Source organism: Pseudomonas sp. Mn2068, from assembly GCF_049319725.1.
GTDB lineage: Bacteria > Pseudomonadota > Gammaproteobacteria > Pseudomonadales > Pseudomonadaceae > Aquipseudomonas > Aquipseudomonas gingeri.
Map to the genome: position 1 here is coordinate 684,893 of NZ_JBMOUG010000001.1, position 22,319 is coordinate 707,211.

Annotated in this window: 17 protein-coding genes and 1 riboswitch; of the genes, 12 read left to right on the forward strand and 5 right to left on the reverse strand. The window is 62.2% G+C overall.

Going from position 1 to position 22,319, the window contains the following annotated elements:
- Positions 1-239 precede the first annotated feature (239 nt).
- The 6 genes from ACL9RJ_RS02915 (at position 240) to ACL9RJ_RS02940 (ending at position 3,653) form a co-directional block, all read left to right on the forward strand.
- Positions 240-599: a response regulator gene (locus ACL9RJ_RS02915; protein ID WP_017127265.1), complete on the forward strand. Its 360-nt coding sequence runs from the start codon at positions 240-242 to the stop codon at positions 597-599.
- A 127-nt stretch (positions 600-726) separates the two neighbouring features.
- Positions 727-949, forward strand: a riboswitch (cobalamin riboswitch).
- Positions 950-1,047: 98 nt separating this feature from the next.
- Positions 1,048-1,233, forward strand: a complete 186-nt coding sequence (locus ACL9RJ_RS02920) for a CbtB domain-containing protein (RefSeq protein ID WP_017127266.1) — start codon at positions 1,048-1,050, stop codon at positions 1,231-1,233.
- Between the two features lie 40 nt (positions 1,234-1,273).
- Positions 1,274-1,975: a CbtA family protein gene (locus ACL9RJ_RS02925; protein WP_017127267.1), complete on the forward strand. Its 702-nt coding sequence runs from the start codon at positions 1,274-1,276 to the stop codon at positions 1,973-1,975.
- Entirely contained in the window at positions 1,972-2,397 is a 426-nt protein-coding gene (locus ACL9RJ_RS02930) for a cobalamin biosynthesis protein (RefSeq protein WP_017127268.1), read from the forward strand. Before ACL9RJ_RS02925 ends, ACL9RJ_RS02930 begins: the two co-directional genes overlap by 4 nt.
- A 63-nt stretch (positions 2,398-2,460) precedes the next feature.
- The gene (gene cobM, locus ACL9RJ_RS02935) at positions 2,461-3,207 is read left to right on the forward strand and encodes a precorrin-4 C(11)-methyltransferase (RefSeq protein ID WP_017127269.1); all 747 of its coding nucleotides are present in this window, start codon (positions 2,461-2,463) and stop codon (positions 3,205-3,207) included.
- 17 nt (positions 3,208-3,224) lie between these two features.
- On the forward strand, positions 3,225-3,653 hold the full coding sequence (locus ACL9RJ_RS02940; RefSeq protein ID WP_177107863.1) for an NUDIX hydrolase: 429 nt from the start codon (positions 3,225-3,227) through the stop codon (positions 3,651-3,653).
- 211 nt (positions 3,654-3,864) lie between these two features.
- On the opposite strand, the gene nfuA is transcribed toward ACL9RJ_RS02940, so the two are convergent.
- Positions 3,865-4,449, reverse strand: coding sequence for a Fe-S biogenesis protein NfuA (gene nfuA, locus ACL9RJ_RS02945; protein WP_017127271.1), 585 nt, complete (start codon positions 4,447-4,449; stop codon positions 3,865-3,867).
- A gap of 133 nt (positions 4,450-4,582) precedes the next feature.
- Entirely contained in the window at positions 4,583-6,874 is a 2,292-nt protein-coding gene (locus ACL9RJ_RS02950; protein WP_422764862.1) for a fatty acid cis/trans isomerase, read from the reverse strand.
- Positions 6,875-7,026: 152 nt separating this feature from the next.
- On the opposite strand from ACL9RJ_RS02950, the gene metH reads away from it, so the two are divergent.
- Together metH and ACL9RJ_RS02960 are read left to right on the forward strand one after the other, a co-directional pair.
- Positions 7,027-10,737 carry a methionine synthase gene (metH, locus tag ACL9RJ_RS02955; RefSeq protein ID WP_422764863.1) on the forward strand — a complete coding sequence of 1,237 codons (3,711 nt, stop codon included), beginning with the start codon at positions 7,027-7,029 and terminating at the stop codon, positions 10,735-10,737.
- Between the two features lie 53 nt (positions 10,738-10,790).
- On the forward strand, positions 10,791-11,009 hold the full coding sequence (locus ACL9RJ_RS02960) for a DUF2970 domain-containing protein (protein ID WP_017127274.1): 219 nt from the start codon (positions 10,791-10,793) through the stop codon (positions 11,007-11,009).
- Between the two features lie 48 nt (positions 11,010-11,057).
- Here the strand turns inward: ACL9RJ_RS02960 and ACL9RJ_RS02965 are convergent, their stop codons facing one another.
- A complete protein-coding gene (locus ACL9RJ_RS02965) occupies positions 11,058-12,131 on the reverse strand; it encodes an ABC transporter substrate-binding protein (RefSeq protein WP_017127275.1) in 1,074 nt (357 codons plus the stop codon).
- A gap of 680 nt (positions 12,132-12,811) precedes the next feature.
- Here ACL9RJ_RS02965 and ACL9RJ_RS02970 point away from each other — a divergent pair.
- Both ACL9RJ_RS02970 and ACL9RJ_RS02975 read left to right on the forward strand, forming a co-directional pair.
- Positions 12,812-14,470, forward strand: coding sequence for a nitrite/sulfite reductase (locus ACL9RJ_RS02970; protein ID WP_177117885.1), 1,659 nt, complete (start codon positions 12,812-12,814; stop codon positions 14,468-14,470).
- A complete protein-coding gene (locus ACL9RJ_RS02975) occupies positions 14,454-14,948 on the forward strand; it encodes a DUF934 domain-containing protein (RefSeq protein ID WP_017127278.1) in 495 nt (164 codons plus the stop codon). Before ACL9RJ_RS02970 ends, ACL9RJ_RS02975 begins: the two co-directional genes overlap by 17 nt.
- Before the next feature lie 42 nt (positions 14,949-14,990).
- Here ACL9RJ_RS02975 and ACL9RJ_RS02980 read toward each other — a convergent pair whose 3' ends face one another.
- Both ACL9RJ_RS02980 and sohB read right to left on the reverse strand, forming a co-directional pair.
- Positions 14,991-19,841: an NEL-type E3 ubiquitin ligase domain-containing protein gene (locus ACL9RJ_RS02980; RefSeq protein WP_422764864.1), complete on the reverse strand. Its 4,851-nt coding sequence runs from the start codon at positions 19,839-19,841 to the stop codon at positions 14,991-14,993.
- 124 nt (positions 19,842-19,965) lie between these two features.
- Positions 19,966-20,988, reverse strand: coding sequence for a protease SohB (gene sohB, locus ACL9RJ_RS02985; RefSeq protein WP_017127280.1), 1,023 nt, complete (start codon positions 20,986-20,988; stop codon positions 19,966-19,968).
- A gap of 206 nt (positions 20,989-21,194) precedes the next feature.
- On the opposite strand from sohB, the gene ACL9RJ_RS02990 reads away from it, so the two are divergent.
- Together ACL9RJ_RS02990 and ACL9RJ_RS02995 are read left to right on the forward strand one after the other, a co-directional pair.
- Positions 21,195-21,905, forward strand: coding sequence for a histidine phosphatase family protein (locus ACL9RJ_RS02990; protein ID WP_017127281.1), 711 nt, complete (start codon positions 21,195-21,197; stop codon positions 21,903-21,905).
- Between the two features lie 57 nt (positions 21,906-21,962).
- Positions 21,963-22,277 (forward strand): SCP2 sterol-binding domain-containing protein, encoded by a 315-nt coding sequence (locus ACL9RJ_RS02995; protein WP_019409572.1) that lies wholly within the window; start codon positions 21,963-21,965, stop codon positions 22,275-22,277.
- Positions 22,278-22,319: the final 42 nt, after the last annotated feature.

The following is a 22,319-nucleotide window of genomic DNA, read 5'->3' on the forward strand; positions in this document are numbered from 1 at the left end:
TGTTGAAAACAAAGGAGTTTGCCGTAATTCCGCGGAAAAGATCTATTTTTCTCACAGCGTAGAAGGCAATTTCAGACCTCGCACTGCCCTCTACCAAGGAGAACCGCTATCCTGGCTACTTTGTACAGCCCCCTTTTTTTGTACAACGGCGGGAACTTGTGCGGATCGGCGGCTTACTGATGCAAGAGGCGAGCATTTTTCACCCTCCTGCCCGCCTTCATTTTTTTGGGAAGCCCACTATGTGCGCAGCAAACTCCACCATCCTCGTTGTCGAGGACGACACCATTGTCCGCATGCTGATTGTCGATGTGCTGGAGGAACTGGAGTTCAAGGTGCTGGAAGCCAGCAGCAGCGACCTCGCGCTGCAGATCATCAACGACACCGCCTTGCCGATCGACCTGCTGATGACGGATGTCGGGCTGCCCGGCATGGATGGCCGTGAACTGGCGGCAGCGGCGCGCGAGGTCCGGCCGGGGTTGCCCGTCCTGTTTGCCAGCGGCTACGCCGAAAGCATCGAGGTGCCGGCCGGCATGTACCTGATCGGCAAGCCGTTCTCCATCGACCAATTGAGAAATAAAATTAAAAATATTATCCAATAAATTGATTTTATTAGATTTTTTATTCTATAAATCACTTTAAGTTCCGTTTTCCACATCACTCGGCCTGCACCGGCGCACCCCGTGGCCGCATCGGGTTTTATTGACGTACCGGGTAATCGCATGCTTTCCTACCCGCCTTGTTCTGGGTGCCCTTCAGGGTGAAACGGGAAACCGGTGCGTCGGCCGATCTTTATCGAGCCTGGCAAATCCGGTGCTGCCCCCGCAACGGTAAGCGAGAGAAGCGTCAGATCCACTGTGCCGCCAGCGGCATGGGAAGGCGACGCTTGAAGGTCCGAGCCCTGCTCGAATCCCTCGCAAGCCCGGAGACCGGCCCGGAAATATCGAATAACAAACCTGCGGTGGGCAGGCGCTGTTGAAACCTCCGGGCACCCGCTCGCCGAGGTTTTTTCGCGCTTGGCCGCCTGCTGACATTTCAGAGGGAAGGGCCATGTCGATCACCACCACCAGCCACTCGAGCGCTGCCACAACCACCCAGAGCCAACGTATCGTCGCCGCCATCGGCGCCAGCATACTCGGCGCACTGCTGGTCTATTTCGCCGGTTTCTCGCATATCGAAGCGGTCCACAACGCCGCCCACGATACCCGTCACAGCTCTGCCTTCCCGTGCCACTGAGCCCTGGCCCGACCATAGTCCGACTATAGAGAGTACCGACATGATCAAGCGTATCGCCCAGACCGCCGGCTTCACCGGCCTGCTGGCGGCGTTGCTGCTGACCCTGCTGCAAAGCTTCTGGGTCGCCCCGCTGATTCTCCAGGCCGAGACCTACGAGAAAGCACCCGCCAGCGAAGCCCATGAACATACCGACGCCGCCATGGCCGGTCATACCCATGATGAGGAAGCCTGGGAGCCGGAAGACGGCTGGCAGCGCGTGCTCTCCACCACCGGCGGCAACCTGGTGGTCGCCGTCGGCTTCGCCCTGATGCTGGCGGGCCTCTATACCCTGCGCGCACCGAACCGCACTTCCCAGGGCCTGCTCTGGGGCCTGGCCGGTTACGCGACCTTCTGCCTGGCGCCCACCCTCGGCCTGCCGCCGGAACTGCCCGGCACCGCCGCGGCGGACCTGCTGCAGCGGCAGATCTGGTGGGTCGGCACCGCCGCTTCCACTGCTGTCGCCATTGCCCTGGTGGTTTTCGGCAAGCACTGGGCACTCAAACTGCTGGGCGTAGCGATTGTCGTGGTGCCCCATGTGATCGGCGCCCCGCAGCCGGAAGTCCACTCCAGCCTCGCGCCCGAAGAACTAGAAGCGCAGTTCAAAATCGCCTCGCAACTGACCAACGCGGCGTTCTGGCTGGCCCTGGGCCTGATCAGCGCCTGGTTGTTCCGCCGCAAGACCGACGACCATTACCCGGCATGAGTGCAACCGGGACGACGCCAACCCTCGCGGTTGGTTTCGGCTGCCGGCAAGGCTGCAGCGCCGCGACCTTGCTGGCATTGCTCGAACAATCGCTGCTGGCCCACCAGATCAACCTCAAGGCGATCAAGGGGTTGGCAAGCATCGATGGCAAGCGGCATGAGCCGGGGCTGCGCGAACTGGCGCAACGCCTCAACCTGCCGTTGCTGTTCTTCAGCGCCGATGAACTGGCACCTTATGAACCACGACTGAGCCATCGCTCCAGCCTGGCCTTCGAACGGACCGGCTGCCATGGCGTCGCCGAAAGCGCCGCGCTGGCCCTTGCCGAGCAACTGGGACAAGCCACCGCGAGCCTGCTGATTTCCCGCCGGAAACATCCGCTGGCGACCTTTGCACTGGCCTGGACCGGGCAAAACCCTCGATAATCCCCTTCTCCTGCATGAACGCTGTTCATGTGAAGCCTTGCGCAGCCCCGTTCAGAGAGTGTCATGACCGTCTATTTCATCGGTGCCGGCCCCGGCGATCCGGAACTCATTACCGTCAAGGGCCAACGCCTGATCCATCGCTGCCCGGTGATCATCTACGCCGGCTCGCTGGTGCCCGAAGCCGTGCTGGAAGGCCATAGCGCCACGCAGGTGGTCAACAGCGCCGAACTGCACCTGGAACAGATCATCGACCTGATCAAGGCGGCCGACGCCCTGGGCCAGGATGTCGCCCGGGTGCACTCGGGCGACCCCTCGCTGTATGGCGCCATCGGCGAGCAGATCCGTCACCTGCGCGAGCTGGGCATTGCCTATGAAATCATTCCCGGGGTGACCGCGACGGCCGCCTGCGCGGCGCTGCTCGGTGTCGAACTGACGCTGCCGGATGTTTCCCAGAGCGTGATCCTTACCCGTTATGCCGACAAGACCGCCATGCCGGCCGGCGAAGAACTGGGCAGCCTGGCCCGGCATGGGGCAACCATGGCGATTCACCTGGGGGTCAATCACCTGGCCAGGATCATCGAGGAACTGCTCCCGCATTACGGCGCGGACTGTCCGATCGCGGTGATCCATCGCGCCACCTGGCCCGACCAGGATTGGGTTCAGGGCACGCTGGCGGATATCCTGGCCAAGGTCGAGGCCAAGGGCTTTCGCCGCACGGCGCTGATCCTGGTGGGACGCGTGCTGGCCAGCGACCACTTCAGCGAGTCTTCGCTGTATCGTGCCGGTCATGCCCATCTTTACCGGCCTTGATGACCAGGAGGAAACCGATGTCCGAACAGCTGTTTTCCGGTGCCAAGCTGGCGCTGATCTGTGGCGACCAGTTGCTGACCTATCTGCGCGACATGAAGGACAGCATCCCCTACCCCGGTCACTGGGATTTTGCCGGCGGCGGTCGCGAAGGCGATGAAACCCCGAGCGAATGCGCCCTGCGAGAGCTGGACGAAGAGTTTTCCCTGCGTATCGGCGCCGAGCGCATCGAATGGGCGCGACGCTATCCCAGCGTCACCCAGCCCGATACCCAGTCGTGGTTTCTGGTCGGACAACTGCAACGGGCGGAAATCGAGGCGATCCGCTTTGGTGACGAAGGCCAGTACTGGCGGATGATGTCGATCGCCGAATACCTGGAGCACCCGCTGGGCGTGCCTTATCTGCAGGAGCGGCTGCGCCATTATCTGCAGAGCCGTGTGGTGGCTTGACAGTTTTGGCGGCAGGACGGGCCTCTTCGCGGGCAAGCCCGCTCCCACAGTGCTGTGGTGTACGGCAGATTGATGAGCGACCACTGATTGTGGGAGCCGAGCTTGCCCGCGAAGGCGCCGGAGCGGTCGCAATCGATCACGCAAAAAAAAACGGTGCTCACGGGCACCGTTTTCTGTTCAACCGGACGCAGCGAACGCCCTGCTACCGGACTCAGTAGTAGGCGTTTTCTTTCTGCGTATGGTCGGTCACGTCGCGTACGCCCTTGAGCTCGGGAATACGTTCGAGCAAGGTCCGCTCGATGCCTTCCTTCAGGGTCACGTCGGCCTGGCCGCAGCCCTGGCAACCACCACCGAACTGCAGCACAGCGATACCGTCCTCGACCACGTCGATCAGGCTGACCTGGCCGCCATGGCTGGCCAGACCCGGATTGATCTCGGTCTGCAGGTAGTAATTGATACGCTCGTTGACCGGGCTGTCGGCGTTGACCATCGGCACCTTGGCGTTCGGCGCCTTGATGGTCAGCTGGCCGCCCATGCGGTCGGTGGCATAGTCGACCACTGCATCATCGAGGAAGGCTTCGCTGAAGGAATCGATCCAGGCGGTGAAGCTTTTCAGCCCCAGCGCGGTGTCTTCAGGCTTTTCCTCGCCCGGCTTGCAGTAGGCAATGCAGGTTTCGGCGTACTGGGTACCCGGCTGGGTAATGAAAACGCGGATGCCGATCCCCGGGGTGTTCTGCTTCGACAGCAGATCAGCCAGATAATCGTGGGCGGCATCGGTAATGGTTATGGCGCTCATGGAATCTCCTCACAGACTTGCCGCCAGTTTACGCCAATCGGGCCGCCGGACAAAGTCCTAGTATTTTTGTCGGGAAAGAAGCCGCCACCACGGGCGCAGCCACGCCCTTGCGGTGCGCGGCGATCCCCGCCCCTCAGAGATTCTCGTAGCGATTCATGTCCAGCACCCCGGCATTGATCGGGTCGGTTTCCTGCAGGTAGGTGGTCAGGTCATGGAAATACTGCCAGAACTGCGGATGGCTGCGGCGAATCCCCCAGCGCTGGACGATCTGCTCGAACCCGGCGGCATCCTTGACCTGCTCCATCGCAGCGACAAACGCCGGCACCTGCTCGGCGGGGATATTGAACATGAAATTGGGATAACTGCTGAGGATCCCGGGGTAGAGGGTCACGGTGTCCAGGCCCGGCTGATAGCGGTAGGCCTCGCCGAGCATGAAGGCCACGTTGCTGTGGGCACGGTTGCGCAGCAGGCTGTAGACCTCGCGCTTGCCGTCGCGGGTCTCGATACGCAGCATCGTCGCTTCCGGCAACTGGTCGATGACCTTGAGCCCGGCCGCCGGGCGCGAGGTCAGGCGGCTCAGGGACTGTTCGGCCTCTTGCAATGCCGGGGCGATATTGGGCCGCGAACAATAGGCGCCGTCACAGCGGTTGATCGGGTCGGGATGGGCATTGAGATCACCGTAGCGGGCCAGCAACTGCCTGGCGAAATCGAGTTTCGGGTCCTTTTCATCGAGTTTCAGGGCGCTAGGCTTGTCGTCGTCGATGTTCTCGTAGTCCAGCCACATCTTGAGCTTGCCGCTGTTCTGGTACCAGTCGTCGAGATAGGCATCGCGAGAGTCCGCCGGCATCAGGCGCAGGAAGTTCTGCTCGGCGCCATTGCGGATCAGGTCGAAGTACAGCCGGGTCTGCGCCTGGTGCGAGACATTGCCGAACACGTCGAAGTTGACCGCCAACTGGTAATAGGTGCGCTCCAGCAACGGATAGTCGAACAGCCACATCGTCTGCGGCACCTCGCCGATCAGCCCCTTGCTGACGGTGGCGCTGTCGAAGTGGCGGAAGATGCTCAGCAAGGCGTTGTCATTGCCGGCCCACAGGCTCGACCAGCTGGGCGCCGGCGCGGCGGCGTAGGCCTCGGTACGCAGGGCTTCGTATTCGTTGCGCTTGTCGCGATAGGCCAGCCACAGGCTCAGCACGCTGCCGACATCGTCGTTCTGTCCGGGCATCGCCAGCAGTGGCGTGGCCGCGCCACGATAGCTCGGGTCGGTGATATAGAGGTCGTGCTCGGGCGCCTGGAACAACGCCCAGAAGTTGTCGCGAATCACATCGGTCGCGATCTGCCCGCGACAGACCGGCCCACGGATAAAGGTATCGACGAAGTACTCGGCGTTATCGAGCATGAACTGGTAGCGCGCCGCCGCCGGAATCGCCTCGAAGGTCTCGAACGGGTTGGCCCGACGCTGCGGGCCGTAGCCCGGCAAGGCCGTGACCTGCCAGTTGCCGCTGTAGAACAGCGTCTTGATCCGGGCCATCTTCGCCGCGCTCAGGCCGTAGGTGATATGGGTCTTGTAGACGATCACCCCCTGCACCGGCCATAACCGGTAATACACCTGGGTGCCCGGATCATCGTTGGGTCGCCGGGTATTGATCAGGTCGATCGGCTGGCCGCTCGGCGTGCGTGAACGCACCCACTGGAAAAAGTGCCCCGGCTCGCCGCCTTCGAAATAGATATGGGCCAGGAACCAGTGCTCATAGAGCCAGCGCGCCACCAGGCTTTCCCGGGCACCCGGCGCATTGAGCAGGTTTTCCCATTGGGCGATCTGCAGCGACTCCCTGGCACTCGGCGCCAAGGCCTGGGCATCCATCGGCGCACCGGCGGCCAGCCAGCGTTGCAGGGTCTGGTACTGCTGGTCGGTCAGGCCGGTCACGGCCAGGGGCATGCCTTCTTTCGGATGGGCACCGGCGTACGCGTCGAACTCAGCGGGCAACGGGCACATATTCTCGCGATTGAGGCCCAGTACGATATCTTCCGGCAGCTTGGCGTTGGGTTGCAACGGTGTCCGGTGGCCCAGCTCGAGCATGCGCGCCATCAGGGCCGCCTGGCTGCCCTGGGCATCCAGCACCGAATAGAACTTCTTCTGTCGCCAGGCAAGCGGGGTCTGGGCGTCGATGTACAGGCGGGTCGGATGCGAGGCCTTGCTGCGGTCGCCGTTGTAGACCGGGATCTTCGACGCGCCGCGTGCCGCTCCCTCGGCACTGCCCAGGTTGAGCTGGCAGGCCGCGTCGTAGCAGGCATGGCAGGCCACGCACTTCTCGGTAAAGATCGGCTGGATGTCGCGAGTATAGGAAAGGGCCGGGGCCGGGCTCTGCGCCTGAGTGACACTGCTGAGCAACAGCAGTAGGAAAGCGCTGATAAAGCGGTACGACATGGCCCTGATCCTGAAAATAAAAACGCACTGATTCTACAGGGTCATCGCCGTTTAAACATGAGCGATATTCATGCAAAACCCTGTCATGCTCTAAAAGCGCACAGGTTTGCTATTATCGCGCCTCTTCTGTGTCCGTCTTTCCAGGTAGTCCCATGTCCGATCGCAGTGTTCGCCTACACGCTCTCCAGCAAGCCCTCAAAGAACGCATCCTGATTCTTGACGGCGGCATGGGCACGATGATCCAGAGCTACAAGCTCGAAGAGCAGGATTATCGCGGCAAACGCTTCGCTGACTGGCCCAGCGACGTCAAGGGCAACAACGACCTGCTGGTCATCACCCGTCCGGATGTGATCGGCGGCATCGAAAAGGCCTACCTGGACGCCGGCGCCGACATTCTGGAAACCAACACCTTCAACGCCACGCGCATTTCCATGGCCGACTACGGCATGGAAGACCTGGCCTACGAATTGAACGTCGAAGGCGCACGGCTGGCGCGCAAGATCGCCGACGCCAAGACCCTGGAAAACCCGGCCAAGCCGCGCTTCGTCGCCGGTGTACTCGGCCCGACCAGCCGCACCTGCTCGTTGTCGCCGGACGTGAACAACCCCGGCTACCGCAACGTGACCTTCGATGAACTGGTGGAAAACTACACCGAGGCCGCCCGCGGCCTGATCGAAGGCGGCGTCGACCTGATCCTGATCGAGACCATCTTCGACACCCTCAACGCCAAGGCGGCGATCTTCGCCGTGCAAGGCGTTTTCGAGGAACAGGGCTTCGAACTGCCGATCATGATTTCCGGGACCATCACCGACGCCTCCGGCCGTACCCTGTCGGGGCAGACCACCGAAGCCTTCTGGAACTCCGTGGCCCATGCCAAGCCGATCTCGGTCGGCCTGAACTGCGCCCTGGGTGCCAGCGAATTGCGGCCGTACCTGGAAGAACTGTCGAACAAGGCCAGCACCCACGTCTCCGCGCACCCCAATGCCGGCCTGCCGAACGAATTCGGCGAGTACGACGAGTTGCCGGAACAAACCGCCAAGGTCATCGAGGAATTCGCCCAGAGCGGCTTCCTGAACATCGTCGGCGGCTGCTGCGGGACCACCCCCGGGCATATCGCGGCCATCGCCAAGGCCGTTGCCGGCTACGCACCGCGGGTCATCCCGGACATCCCCAAGGCCTGCCGCCTGTCCGGCCTGGAACCGTTCACCATCGACCGCCAGTCGTTGTTCGTCAACGTCGGCGAGCGGACCAACATCACCGGTTCCGCGCGCTTCGCCCGGCTGATCCGCGAGGACAACTACACCGAAGCCCTGGAAGTCGCCCTGCAGCAGGTGGAAGCCGGCGCCCAGGTGATCGACATCAACATGGACGAAGGGATGCTCGATTCGAAGAAGGCCATGGTGACCTTCCTCAATCTGATCGCCGGTGAACCGGATATCTCCCGCGTACCGATCATGATCGACTCCTCCAAGTGGGAAGTGATCGAAGCCGGCCTCAAGTGCATCCAGGGCAAGGGCATCGTCAACTCCATCAGCATGAAGGAAGGCGTCGAGCAGTTCATCCACCATGCCAGGCTGTGCAAGCGCTACGGCGCCGCCGTGGTGGTGATGGCCTTCGACGAAGCCGGCCAGGCCGATACCGAGGCGCGCAAGAAGGAAATCTGCAAGCGCTCCTACGACATCCTGGTCAACGAAGTCGGCTTCCCGCCGGAAGACATCATCTTCGACCCGAACATCTTCGCGGTTGCCACCGGTATCGAAGAGCACAACAACTACGCCGTCGATTTCATCAATGCCTGCGCCTATATCCGTGACGAGCTGCCCTATGCGCTGACCAGCGGCGGCGTGTCCAACGTGTCCTTCTCGTTCCGCGGCAACAACCCGGTGCGCGAGGCGATCCACTCGGTGTTCCTGCTGTATGCGATCCGCAACGGCCTGACCATGGGGATCGTCAACGCCGGCCAGCTGGAGATCTACGACCAGATCCCGGTGGAACTGCGTGATGCCGTCGAGGACGTGATCCTCAACCGCACCCCGGAAGGCACCGACGCCCTCCTCGCCATCGCCGACAAGTACAAGGGCGACGGCAGCGTCAAGGAAGCCGAGACCGAGGAATGGCGCGGCTGGCCCGTCAACAAGCGCCTGGAACACGCGCTGGTCAAGGGCATCACCACCCATATCGTCGAAGACACCGAAGAATCGCGCCAGTCCTTCGCCCGCCCGATCGAAGTGATCGAAGGTCCGCTGATGTCCGGCATGAACATCGTCGGCGACCTGTTCGGCGCCGGGAAAATGTTCCTGCCCCAGGTGGTGAAGTCCGCCCGGGTGATGAAACAGGCCGTGGCCCACCTGATTCCGTTCATCGAACTGGAAAAAGGCGACAAGCCGGAAGCCAAGGGCAAGATCCTCATGGCCACGGTCAAGGGCGACGTCCACGACATCGGCAAGAACATCGTCGGCGTGGTGCTGGGCTGCAACGGCTACGATATCGTCGACCTCGGCGTGATGGTGCCGGCAGAAAAGATCCTGCAGGTGGCCAAGGAGCAGAAATGCGACATCATCGGCCTCTCCGGGCTGATCACCCCGTCGCTGGATGAAATGGTCCACGTCGCCCGGGAAATGCAGCGCCAGGACTTCCACCTGCCGCTGATGATCGGCGGCGCGACGACCTCCAAGGCCCACACGGCGGTGAAGATCGAACCGCGCTACAGCAACGATGCGGTGGTCTATGTCACCGACGCCTCCCGCGCCGTGGGCGTGGCGACGCAGTTGCTGTCCAAGGAACTCAAGGCCGGCTTCGTGCAGAAGACCCGCGAGGAATACATCGAGGTCCGCGAGCGCACCGCCAACCGCAGCGCCCGCACCGAGCGCCTGAGCTACGCCGCGTCGATCGCCAAGAAACCGCAGTTCGACTGGAGCAGCTACCAGCCGGTGAAACCGACCTTCACCGGCGCCCGGGTGCTGGACAATATCGACCTCAAGGTCCTCGCCGAATACATCGACTGGACACCGTTCTTCATCTCCTGGGACCTGGCCGGCAAGTTCCCGCGCATTCTCGAGGACGAAGTGGTCGGCGAAGCCGCCACCGCGCTCTATGCCGATGCCCGGGAAATGCTCGACAAGCTGATCAACGAGAAACTGATCAGTGCCCGCGCGGTGTTCGGCTTCTGGCCCGCCAACCAGGTGCAGGACGATGACCTGGAACTCTATGGCGAAGACGGCCAGCCCATTGCCAGGCTGCATCACCTGCGCCAGCAGATCATCAAGACCGACGGCAAGCCGAACTTCTCCCTGGCCGACTTCGTCGCGCCGAAAGACAGCGGCATCACCGACTACGTGGGGGGCTTCATCACCACCGCCGGGATCGGCGCCGAGGAAGTCGCCAAGGCCTACCAGGACAAGGGCGACGACTACAACTCGATCATGGTCAAGGCCCTGGCCGACCGCCTGGCCGAGGCCTGCGCCGAATGGCTGCACCAGCAGGTCCGCAAGCAATACTGGGGTTATGCCAGGGACGAAGCGCTGGACAACGAGGCGCTGATCAAGGAGCAGTACAGCGGTATCCGCCCGGCTCCCGGCTATCCGGCCTGCCCGGATCACACCGAGAAAAGCACGTTGTTCACCCTGCTGGACCCGGACGCCAGCGAAGGCAGGGCCGGCAAGAGCGGCGTGTTCCTCACCGAGCACTATGCGATGTTCCCGGCGGCGGCGGTCAGCGGCTGGTATTTCGCCCATCCGCAGGCGCAGTATTTCGCCGTGGGCAAGGTCGACAAGGACCAGGTGGAAAGCTACACCGCGCGCAAGGGCCAGGACCTGAGCGTTAGTGAGCGCTGGTTGGCGCCCAACCTCGGCTACGACAACTGAGTCCACCGGGGATCGTCTATGCTCTCCACACACAGACCTGTGTGGAGGGCTTTATGGACGACCCGATCGACAACAAACCCCCGACCTTCTGGCAGATGCTGCACAGCGTGATGGCGGCTGCCTTCGGCGTGCAAAGCGGGAGAAACCGCGCCCGCGACTTCACCCACGGCAAGCCGAGTCATTTCGTCATCCTGGGCATCCTGTTCACCGCCGTGTTCGCGCTGGCGCTGTTCGGCATCGTCAAACTGGTGCTGCTCTTCGCCGGCGTCTGACAACGTGCTCCCTGGCAACCGCCGGACTACAGCCAGCATAGGATATTTTCAGGGCAGCACGGTCTTCAGCGAAAAGGGATAACGGTAGTTGTCCGCCTGGCCGCGGGCGCTCAGTTTCCTGAAATTGACGTGGTAGTCATCGGCGGCGCCAAGGTTCAGCAGGCGCTTGGCCTGTGCCTTGTCGATCAGTTCAAAGACCTGTATCTGACGCTCCCGCCCACCGTGACGGGCGAAGTCGATGCCGTCGGCATCGTCGCGCAGCAGCACCATCGCCCAGCCACCCAGGGTGAAATGCCCGGCCAGCAGCACGCTCAGGCGTCCGTCGATGCGTGCCTGGAGAATCTGCGGCGAACTGTTGACCGCACTGAACAGGACATCCCGCCCCGGCTGGCGCCCGGCCTTTTCAAAGGCCTCCATGGCACCCAGGGCCATCTCGTCATTGGCGGACCAGACCAGCGAGGCCTGCGGATAGCGGCGAATCATCTGCCCGGCCTGATCGAAGGCCCGCTGGCGGCTCCACTCGCCATACACCAGTTGCCGCAAGCGGACCTCGGGATGCTCGGCCAAGGCCCGGCGCATGCCTTTCTCGCGCAGTTGCGAAGCCGGGGTCAGCTTCATCCCGGCAAAGGCCAGCAACTCGATGGGTTGGCCGGGGGCCTGCAAGGTGCGCAGGCGGATCAGTTCCTGGAGCATCAGGTAACCGCCCTCCTCGTCGTTCTGCACCATGCTGCCCAGCAATTCCGGAGCGGCGCCCAGGTGCTGGCTCTGCTCGCGCGTCAATGCATTGTTGACCAGGAACAGCTTCACCCCACTGCCCTGGGCCATGCGCATGATCTGCGGCGCGATGTACTGTTCGTTGACGAACAGCAGGTAATCGGGCCGCTGCGCGGCTTGCAGGATGTCGTGGGCCTGGGCGATGCTGGTCTGCGGGTCGCGCTCGGCATAGCGCACCTCCAGCTGCAGGCCGAGATTGCGCGCCGCCGCCTGCATGAAGTCGCTGTAGCTGCGCCAGAAGGGCTCGGAGGAGTAGCCGGGGTTGAGAAATACCACGGTGGTGGCCTGGGCCACGGCCCAGAACGGCAGGCTCAGGATCAACAGCCCCTTGCAGAGAGTCTTCAGCATGTCACCGCGCCCCGGAAATAAGCGGCGCATGATAGCAAGCAAAGTACCTGGAGACCGAGACAGATCGTCGAAACTGTCCGACGATTCGTGCCAGAAAGGGAGGTCGCGCAGACACGAATGCCCTCCCCTGTGGAAGCGGGCTTGCTCAAGACAGGCGTCAACGATAACCCAGGCCCCCAGCAGACAGACGGCACCCTTGTGTTTATCGCCGGAACGCCACCGGAAACAAGCTCGCTTCCACAGTGACGGCTGATTGCGTTTCAGTGCGGCGGCAGGGAATGCCGCGCTATTTGTGGCTGACCCAGAACACCGCGGTGCCTACCACCAGGATGATCAGAAACAGGATCGCCCAGGCATCGACCGTACTGTCGCTTTTCCTTGCTTTGGTTGAATTGCCCATCGCATCGCCTCTTGTCGGTTTTATCGGTGATTGCTCGAAGACTCATCGATAGTTAAGACGACAATTGCCCCTATCACAACCAAGGTCTTTGCCGAACAACGCTGCTTATCGATTCTGGTTATGTTCATATTCAAAAACATCACTTTTGCGCATAAATGCAAACTGCTATCTTGCGCCGGCTCCTTGCAGGAGTGCGCGGCCGTGCGCGCGGAATTGTTCAGGTAACGTGACTGCGCTTGTGCTTTCGCGGGACCTATAAAAGCCTGAAAACAGGATCAATATGTACGTATACGACGAGTACGATCAGCGGATCATCGAGGACCGCGTCAAGCAGTTCCGTGATCAGACCCGACGCTATCTGGCAGGTGAACTGAGCGAAGAAGAGTTCCGCCCTCTGCGCCTGCAAAATGGCCTTTATATCCAGCGTTTCGCCCCGATGCTGCGGGTAGCCGTGCCCTACGGCCAGCTGACATCGCGCCAGACGCGAATGATGGCCAAGATCGCCCGCGACTATGACAAGGGCTATGCCCATATCAGCACCCGGCAGAACGTCCAGTTCAACTGGCCGGCGCTGGAAGACATCCCCGATATCCTCGCCGAGCTGGCCACCGTGCAGATGCACGCGATCCAGACCAGCGGCAACTGCCTGCGCAACGTCACCACCGACCAGTTTGCCGGGGTCGCCGCCGATGAGCTGGTCGATCCGCGCCCGTGGTGCGAGATCGTTCGCCAGTGGACCACCTTCCACCCGGAATTCGCCTACCTGCCGCGCAAGTTCAAGATTGCGATCAACGGTTCGACCTCCGACCGTGCCGCCATCGAAGTCCACGACATCGGCCTGGAGCCGCTGTACAACGCCGCCGGCGAGCTGGGTTTCCGCGTGCTGGTCGGCGGTGGCCTGGGCCGTACCCCGGTGGTCGGCGCCTTTATCAACGAGTTCCTGCCGTGGCAGGACCTGTTGAGCTATCTCGATGCCATCCTGCGGGTCTACAACCGCTACGGTCGTCGTGACAACAAGTACAAGGCGCGCATCAAGATCCTGGTCAAGGCCCTGACCCCCGAGGTCTTCGCCGAGAAGGTCGAGGCCGAGATGGCCCACTTGCGCGGCGGCCAGACCACCCTGACCGAAGCCGAAGTGCAGCGCGTCGCCAGGCACTTCGTCGATCCGGACTACAAGGCGCTGGACGACCAGGCGGCACAACTCGCCGAGCTGGACCGCCTGCACCCCGGCTTCGCCCGCTGGCGCACCCGCAATACCCTGGCCCACAAGAAGCCCGGTTATGTCGCCGTGACCCTGTCGCTCAAGCCCACCGGCGTTGCCCCGGGCGATGTCACCGACAAGCAGTTCGAGGCCATTTCCGACCTCGCCGACCGCTACAGCTTCGGCCAGCTGCGGACGTCCCACGAGCAGAACATCATTCTTGCCGATGTCGAGCAGAGCCAGCTGTTCACCCTCTGGGGCGAACTGCGCGAGCACGGTTTCGCCACGCCGAACATCGGCCTGCTGACCGATATCATCTGCTGCCCGGGCGGCGACTTCTGCTCCCTGGCCAACGCCAAGTCGATTCCGATCGCCGAAGCCATCCAGCGTCGTTTCGACGACCTGGACTACCTGTTCGACATCGGCGAGCTGGACCTGAACATCTCCGGTTGCATGAACGCCTGCGGCCACCACCACGTGGGCCATATCGGCATTCTCGGGGTGGACAAGAAAGGCGAAGAGTTCTACCAGGTGTCCCTGGGCGGCAGCGCCAGCCGCGACGCCAGCCTGGGCAAGATCCTCGGCCCGTCCTTCGCCCAGGACGACATGCCCGACGTGATCTCGAAGCTGATCGACGTGTACGTGGAACAACGTACCGAAGACGAGCGCTTCATCGACACCTATCAACGTATCGGCATCGACCTCTTCAAGGAACGCGTCTATGCAGCGAATCATTAAGAACAACGAGGTCATCGACGAAACCTGGCACCTGCTGCCCAAGGACGCGACCCTCGACGGCATTACCAACTGCGACGACCTGATCGTGCCGCTGGCCCTGTGGCGCGAGCACGCCCACGCCCTCAAGGCCCGCGACGGCGGCCTGGGCGTGTGGCTGGACGCCGATGAGGAAGCCGAGGAAATCGGCGATGACCTGCAGCATTTCCAGGTGATTGCGCTGAACTTCCCGGCCTTCACCGACGGCCGCAACTACTCCAATGCCCGCCTGCTGCGTGACCGCTACGGTTACAAGGGCGAATTGCGGGCCATTGGCGATGTGCTGCGCGACCAGTTGTTCTACCTGCGCCGCTGCGGCTTTGATGCCTATGCCCTGCGAGCCGACAAGGACCCCTACGAAGCCCTCGAAAGCCTCAAGGACTTCTCGGTGACCTACCAGGCCGCCACCGACGAACCGCTGCCGCTGTTCCGTCGTCGCTGAACCCGCTCGACCCGGGCGTCCATCCGGCGCCCGGGCCGGTGCTCATGAGTCCAGTTCCTCTTCTGGAATCCTCTCCAGCGTTTCCCGGGTCAGCGCCAGCGCCTCGCTGGCCTGCGCCTCTCGCCAGGCCTTGAGCTCATCGCCCATCTGCGCCTCCAGTTCGATATCGATGAACTCATGCCATTGCGGGCTGCTTCGGCTGGTACGCCGGGCGTCCAGCGCGGAGACAACGGCCTGGTACTGCTCATCGATGTCCTTGAACCGCGCGGGGTTATGCTCCTTCAGGTAGTCGACCCAGAACTCGCGATCCGCCAGGGCCTTTGCATACGCCGGGCTTTCTTCCCGAGCCAGTACCCTGGAACAGGCCGCGTCCAGGTTCTGCTTCGTCACCCGGGCCAATTCGGTAAAGGTCATGTGCCCGGGCTGGCCCGGCAAATCCAGTCGCTCCCTCAAGCCAATGCGATAGGCCAGCCTCACCTCCGCCGGATCGACCTGGGCCGCGCTCGAGACCTTCAGCCGTGCCTCGATATCCGCCTGGGCCAGGGCCTCGACCTCGTCCAGGCGCCACAAGCCCCGGGCCAGCTTCAGCAGATTCCGCTCGGTCACGGCCGGAGTGCCCGCGGCCATTGCCCTCGCCTGATGCACCAGGACCCTGACCTCCATGTCGCTGAACACCAGCTCCGCGCCATCGGAGCAGGTCTGCGGGTGGGAGGCCGAGACAAACAGCTCTTCGCGCAGTTCGCTGTATTGACTGGCCGCATCCACCACCTGCCAGACACGCAGGCTCAGATCCTCGCGGGCCTCGCGGTATTCGGCGGTGACACTCAGGTCCGCCAGCAGCTTGAAGAAGTCTTCGGAGCCTTGCTGGCGGTGCAGCAACTGCCATTGCTGCTCCTTGAGGTTTTTCTGCTCAACCGATACCGCCTCCAGCCAGTGGTCGCACTCGCGCAGCGACGGCGTGCGGCGCACGGCATGAGGGCGCGGCCGGCCCGGGATATCGATACCGAAGTTGATGCCGGTTTCACGCTGGTAACGTTGCAATCGCTGCATGCCCTCGGCCGAAAGCGCCGGATTTTCGTGCAGATGGGTAATCCGGTTGATGGCGGCGGGCCAGGAGTAAACCTCCTCGGGGATCGTCGAGATACGATTGTTGCGCAGGTCCAGGCGTTGCAGGTTACGCAGCGCCGCTGCCCCGGATGGCCAGCGATCCAGTTCGGCATGACGCAGCAACAGGGTCTCCAGCTCGCTCATCCGGCTGATATCGGGCGGCAGGAGCAACGGGTTGTCCGAGAGGTTGAGGAACTTCAGCCGGGTCAGGCCCGCCAGCACCGCGGATGCCTGGGCGTTCAGCACGATCTGGTTGCCTGGCAGGTGCAGGTGGGCCAACTCGGACATGTTCTCCAGTTCCACCGGCAGGCTGCTCAGATGGTTGAAGCCCATGGACAGCCAGCGCAACTGCCGGAAGCGCGACAGGAACGAAACCTCAGTGCTGGCAAGGGCCATGTCGTTCATGAACAGAAAGCCCACATGACTGAAGTCGGCAGTGATCGCCGGCAAGTCGCCGACACGCATGCCCAACAGGTCCAGCTCGTAGAAGTTCTGCCCGCCCAACAGGTGGCGGTTGGACTGTTTCCTCCAGCAGGCCAGGATCGCGTCGGCTACCCGCTGTTTGTTGTCGAGGGCCACGGGAGCGACTTGCAAGGTGCCCCGGACACGCCTCCAGGTCTGGCGCTGCACCCATTTATCCAGCGTGGTGAACAGCGTTTCATACTCCTCGCGCAGGCGTTCGAGCTCCACCAGGCAGGCCGATTCGGGCAGGTGCAGAGAAGTGAGAAAACTCCCCACCTCTTGCGAGGAAAACCCCGGATACAGGTCACGCACACGCCCGATCAATCGCTCGGAATAGCCGAGGATCCTGCTGCCATCGCTCATCGGGTAGCCGATACGCCCCGAGGCCAGGCGCATCGGTGGCCTGAACCAGCGACTGGAAGGGGCCAGACCAAGCGTACCCTGGGCGGTATAAGGGTCTCGGGCAATCTGGCCGACAATCTGTTCTTTCAGCCAGGCACCTCGCCGCGCACCGCCGAATCCGAGGGCAATGCGATCAGGCTCCGGTAAGGCGCGAACCAATGCGTCGAAAATATTATTCGCTCTCCCCAGAAACGTCCCCGAGTAATCGAAGGCGCTGTACTCTCCACCGACCTTGAGAATCACCCGGGGCGTGGTGACATCCGGGTCCCCTACCGTTTCAAGTGCCTCGCTGATAAAGCGCTGTTTGCGCAACTCAATCCGCAGCCCCTTGGCCGGCCAGCCTGGCAAGCGCTCAAGCGTGTGTAGCGCGAGGCGGTCAGCCTGGGCGTACTGCGGAGCCAGCAGATACCAGCTCTCGCATATGCGGTTAAGCTTCAACTGCTTGAGATACCAGCGGATCTCCTCCGAAAACCGTAGCGGCACCCGCTCGTTCAAGAGATCGAGTTCGGCGCTGCTGCCATGCGCGATCAGTTCCCGGGCGACACTTCCCGGCAAGCCGGGGAACACCCCGAGAATACGATTGACCCTGGCGTCGTCGGTTTTCTCGCTCGCTACATACAACTCGTCGAACAACCCTTGCCTTCGCTGCCCGGCCCAATACCTGAGGCGTTGACTCAATACTCGGACACGCGCTCCATTTTCCGTCAGGTTGGCACCGAGCAGCGTGTGGCGCTCAGACTCACTCAACATGTTCAGCGTCGACTTGAGCAGGTCGCCATTCTTGAGCTGTGACTCGATGATCTGCAGCGAGGAGAACTGTTCGGACGTACGCCGACCGTATTCCTCGATAACTTCACCCTCGCCATTGAACACCTGGACAACGCGGTTTTCCGGCCACTCCGGCAACGATGTCAACAACCGCAGGCGCAGATCGCCCTGCTCCAGTGTGCGCGAGATAGCGTCGGGCACCTCGCCGATAAAATCGTTGATGGCCTGGTCGATCCTGAAACGCTTGATGGTATCGAGCAGCAGCGCGGGGGCCGGCTGATTTTCCGTCAGCGCTTTGCGCAACACCCTCTCCTGGGGCGAGCACAACTGACGGATCTGTGAACGCAGCTTGTCGCCCAATCCGACCATGGGCTCGCCCAGGCGGCGGAACAACTGCTCCACGGGCCATTCCGCCACTCGTTCGTAAACCGTTCGCCAGGCCCCTGTGCGGTTGAACCTGAGCGGCACGGCGTGGAACTGTCCGTCACCAGGATGCTCTATCTGCCATTGCAGGCGAGCCCTGTCATACCTCACGGCATACAGCTTTCCCGCCAGCGGTAGATAGAGGTTGTCCTGGAACGGATAAAGCCCCATCCCATTGGCCTGGATGTCCTCCGGCAGATGGATGTCACGCTCATAGGGGGCAAGATCGGCCTTCCACAATCGGCGCCCGCCTTCCGGCGCGTCCACGGGGATCAAAGCGTCGACCGAAGCCGGGGCCCGCGTCTTGAACAGGGCCTTGCCGCCTTTCACGACCACGGCCCCGGCCGCCAGCAGGGCAATGTCTTCAACCACGCCCAGCAGGTAGTCGAGGGCCTCGCGCTTCTCCCCGAGTTGCCAGGCCGCGAATCCGTCATAGACTTCCACGACCATCTTCACCACGGACGTAGCCAGGATGATCTGACCGATCACTGGCGCGAACGACAAGGCCAGTGCCAGTAGACTGAGACCGGCTTCGCGATAGGCATCCAGACGCGCCTGGCGCACCCGTGCATCGACATCGGCCGTAGGCACCGCCAGTAGACGTGCATGCGCCTTGATCCGGTTATAGCGCTGCTCCTGAAAGTTTTCGAACAGATCGCCCTCGATGGGTATTTCGCTTAACGGGATATATTGGTAGATCACCGGTACGGGCGGCCATTTGCGGTCCCGGGAAAGCAAACTGGCTTTCAGCGTCCGGAAAAATCGCAGCCGGTGCTCCTCGGGAACGAAGCGGGCGAAAAACTGCTGGTAGGACGGATCCCTGAGTTTCAGGGTCAGATCGTGCTCAAAGAGGACAAAGTGACTGTAGCGCTTCAATGGCCCGCGCGGATCATCCGGGATATAGGCAATGCAGGGCAACGTCGAGCCCTCGATCAGTTGCGCGCCGATGACCACCCAGCCGCTCAACTCGATATCGAACATCTTCATCCGACTGCAATGAATCAGTTCGCCTCCCAGCTTCAGGCCCGTCTGCCCCTTGACCAGTCCCCCGAGCAAACCGTAGGTCGACGCGGTGATCTCTCCCTTCATGTAGGCGATATCGGCAGTCACCGCCAGTGTCTGCTTGTCATACTCGGCAAAATGCTGCTTTACCGAAGAAGCACCGTTGGCCGACGACTCGGGAGGGTTGAACACACTGTCGATATGCGTCTGATACAAGGCGCCCAGGTCCAGGTTCCGACAAAGCCAGGCAAAATCCTCGGGCGCCAGGGACCGTTTTCTGCCAGCAGCCTGCCCCGGGAACTGGATAATGGCCTTGCCTTCCAGCGCCCCCCGCTCGGCCTCACCGGCCTCGAAGTTCTGCAAGGCCGCCTCCAGCAGGGTCTGGCTATGGGCGAAGGTAAAGAGCTTGTCTTCGAAGATACTGGACAGGTAGGTCGCATCGACCCTGACAAACCGCACGTCCTGCAAGTCGTGGTCGCCGTTGACCTGTCGCTCCAGCGCCTGGGCCAGACGGGGCATGCAGAACGCGTCGATCTTCTGCAACTGCGCCATGATCCGCCGGATTTCATGTCGCGACGTCTCCAGGGCCAGCAGGTGCTCGCGAAACAACAGGCGTATTTCCGGAGCCGCCTGATAGAGCCAGCGGGGAATCTTCTCCTTGATCATATCGAAATGAATGCCCGCCGCGGCAGGGGCCGGGTCGGGCTCGATGACATCTGTTTCTTCCATGGCAATCAACCTGGATATCCATTAGAGGTTCCAGCGTATTGATCGCCTGGCGGGAAAGGGGGTACTTATAGCTGGTGCGACGGCTTCCATCGGTGCGTACCGCTGGAAGCCGACAAGCAGGGTTCTACCAGAAACGCTGTTGGGTCAGTCGATTCCAGGCGTTGAGCAGCACACGGTCGATCGAGCCGCTGGCGGCCAGCCCGACACGCTCCTGCAGGCTCTTGCGTTCGGCGTAGTGCAGGTGGAACAGCTCGGCGGCCTTGGCGCGCTCGGCCAGGTACTCGTCGCTGGTGCGCAGTTCGTCGACCAGTTGCTTGTCCAGCGCGGCAATACCCAGCCAGACCTCACCGGTGGCCACGTCATCGATGGCCAGTTGCGGACGGTAACGGGAGACGAAGTTCTTGAACAGCTGGTGGGTGATATCCAGGTCTTCCTGGAACTTCTCCCGGCCCTTGTCGGTGTTCTCGCCGAACACTGTCAAGGTGCGCTTGTATTCACCGGCGGTCAGCACTTCGAAGTCGATATCGTGCTTCTTCAGCAGCTTGTTGACGTTGGGCAGCTGTGCCACCACGCCGATGGAGCCCAGCACGGCAAAGGGCGCGCTGATGATCTTCTCGCCGATGCAGGCCATCATGTAGCCGCCGCTGGCCGCGACCTTGTCGATGCACACCGTCAGGGGCACCCCGGCCTGGCGGATGCGCGCCAGTTGCGAGGATGCCAGCCCGTAGCTGTGGACCATGCCGCCGCCGCTTTCCAGGCGCAGCACCACTTCGTCCCGTGGCGTGGCCAGGGTCAGCAGGGCCGTGATTTCGTGGCGCAGGCTTTCGGTCGCCGAAGCCTTGATATCGCCGTCGAAGTCCAGCACGAACACCCGCGGCCTGGCCTCCGGCTGTTTCTTCTGTTTCTTGTCGTCCTTGCCCTGCTGCTTGCGCAGTGCCTTGAGCTGGTCCTTGTCGAGCAGGGTCTGCTCCAGGCGCTCGCGCAGGCCCTTGTAGAAATCGTTGAGCTTGCTGACCTGCAACTGGCCGGCGGACTTGCGCCGCCCCTTGCTGCGCAATGAAGCCGCGACGACCAGCACCACGACTATGGCGATGACCAGGGTGACGGTTTTAGCCAGAAAACTTGCGTACTCTGCAAGAAACTCCACGGTGACTCCTTAAAAACGAGGCGACCCCCGGCTTTGGGGGCATGACACTTCAAGCATACCGTCGGGACCGCCCTGCGGCCAGCCGCCGTCATGCCGGGAAACAAGTCTCTAACAAACATTTCAAACGAGCGTATGTTTTTTCATTGACAGGCTTCCGGCATCCTCATAACCTCGCCAGAACTTCAACGTACCGGGACGACGCGGACGTGGGCAGTATCTACCTGATTCGACATGGCCAGGCCTCCTTTGGTGCCGACGACTACGATGTGCTGTCGCCGATCGGCGTGCGCCAGGCACAGGTCCTCGGCCAGCACCTGGCCGAACTGGGCCTGAGCTTCGACCGCTGCCTGGCCGGCGACCTGCGTCGCCAGCAGGACACCGCGACCCTGGCCCTGGAACAGTTCGCCACTGTCGGCGTGCCGGTACCGCCGCTGGAGATCGATCCGGCCTTCAACGAATTCGATGCCGACGCGGTGATCCGCGCCCTGCTCCCCGGCCTGCTGCCGGACGAACCCGAAGCCCTGCATATCCTGCGCAACGCGGCGCAGAACCGTGGCGAATTCCAACGTATCTTCGCCCTGATCATCGAGCGCTGGCTCGACGGCAGCCACGACCCTTCCGGCCTGGAAAGCTGGCTGGAGTTCGTCGACCGTGTCCAGGGTGGCCTGCAGCGGATCCTCGACAGCGCCGACAATACCCGCAAGATCGCCGTATTCACCTCGGGCGGCACCATCACCGCCCTGCTCCACCTGATCACCCGGATGCCCGCGCGACAGGCGTTCGAGCTGAACTGGCAAATCGTCAACACCTCGCTCAACCAACTCAAGTTCCGTGGTCGCGAGGTGGCCCTGGCTTCCTTCAACAGTCAAACCCACTTGCAACTGCTGAAGGCGCCGGAACTCATCACCTTCCGTTGAGAACCGGCCAACCGTGACCCTTGGGGTCGCTGTAATCACCCATAAAAGGATCGAACCATGACTTCTGTAGCCGATGCCGTACAAGCAATGAAAGCCAAATTCAACCCAGCCGCCGCTGCCGGCCTGGACCTGGTGTTCGGTTTCCGTATCGACGACACCAAGAACTTCTCGCTGGTGGTCAAGGACAGCACCTGCGAACTGCTGGAAGGCGAAAACCCGGACGCGCAAGTGACCCTGGTGATGGACGGCGAGACCCTCGAAGGCATCGTCAGCGGCGAAACCGACGGCATGCAGGCCTTCATGGGCGGCAAGCTGCGCGCCGAAGGCGACATGATGCTGGCCATGAAACTGAGCGAGCTGTTCCCCTCCTGATAGGCCCATTGCAGGAGCGGGCTTGCCAGCGATAGCGACCTG

Bases quoted from the DNA above. Each gene is read 5' to 3' on its own strand.
- ACL9RJ_RS02915 (WP_017127265.1), top strand. From the start codon at position 240: ATGTGCGCAGCAAACTCCACCATCCTCGTTGTCGAGGACGACACCATT.
- ACL9RJ_RS02920 (WP_017127266.1), top strand. From the start codon at position 1,048: ATGTCGATCACCACCACCAGCCACTCGAGCGCTGCCACAACCACCCAG.
- ACL9RJ_RS02925 (WP_017127267.1), top strand. From the start codon at position 1,274: ATGATCAAGCGTATCGCCCAGACCGCCGGCTTCACCGGCCTGCTGGCG.
- ACL9RJ_RS02930 (WP_017127268.1), top strand. From the start codon at position 1,972: ATGAGTGCAACCGGGACGACGCCAACCCTCGCGGTTGGTTTCGGCTGC.
- cobM (WP_017127269.1), top strand. From the start codon at position 2,461: ATGACCGTCTATTTCATCGGTGCCGGCCCCGGCGATCCGGAACTCATT.
- ACL9RJ_RS02940 (WP_177107863.1), top strand. From the start codon at position 3,225: ATGTCCGAACAGCTGTTTTCCGGTGCCAAGCTGGCGCTGATCTGTGGC.
- nfuA (WP_017127271.1), bottom strand. From the start codon at position 4,449: ATGAGCGCCATAACCATTACCGATGCCGCCCACGATTATCTGGCTGAT.
- ACL9RJ_RS02950 (WP_422764862.1), bottom strand. From the start codon at position 6,874: ATGTCGTACCGCTTTATCAGCGCTTTCCTACTGCTGTTGCTCAGCAGT.
- metH (WP_422764863.1), top strand. From the start codon at position 7,027: ATGTCCGATCGCAGTGTTCGCCTACACGCTCTCCAGCAAGCCCTCAAA.
- ACL9RJ_RS02960 (WP_017127274.1), top strand. From the start codon at position 10,791: ATGGACGACCCGATCGACAACAAACCCCCGACCTTCTGGCAGATGCTG.
- ACL9RJ_RS02965 (WP_017127275.1), bottom strand. From the start codon at position 12,131: ATGCTGAAGACTCTCTGCAAGGGGCTGTTGATCCTGAGCCTGCCGTTC.
- ACL9RJ_RS02970 (WP_177117885.1), top strand. From the start codon at position 12,812: ATGTACGTATACGACGAGTACGATCAGCGGATCATCGAGGACCGCGTC.
- ACL9RJ_RS02975 (WP_017127278.1), top strand. From the start codon at position 14,454: ATGCAGCGAATCATTAAGAACAACGAGGTCATCGACGAAACCTGGCAC.
- ACL9RJ_RS02980 (WP_422764864.1), bottom strand. From the start codon at position 19,841: ATGGAAGAAACAGATGTCATCGAGCCCGACCCGGCCCCTGCCGCGGCG.
- ACL9RJ_RS02995 (WP_019409572.1), top strand. From the start codon at position 21,963: ATGACTTCTGTAGCCGATGCCGTACAAGCAATGAAAGCCAAATTCAAC.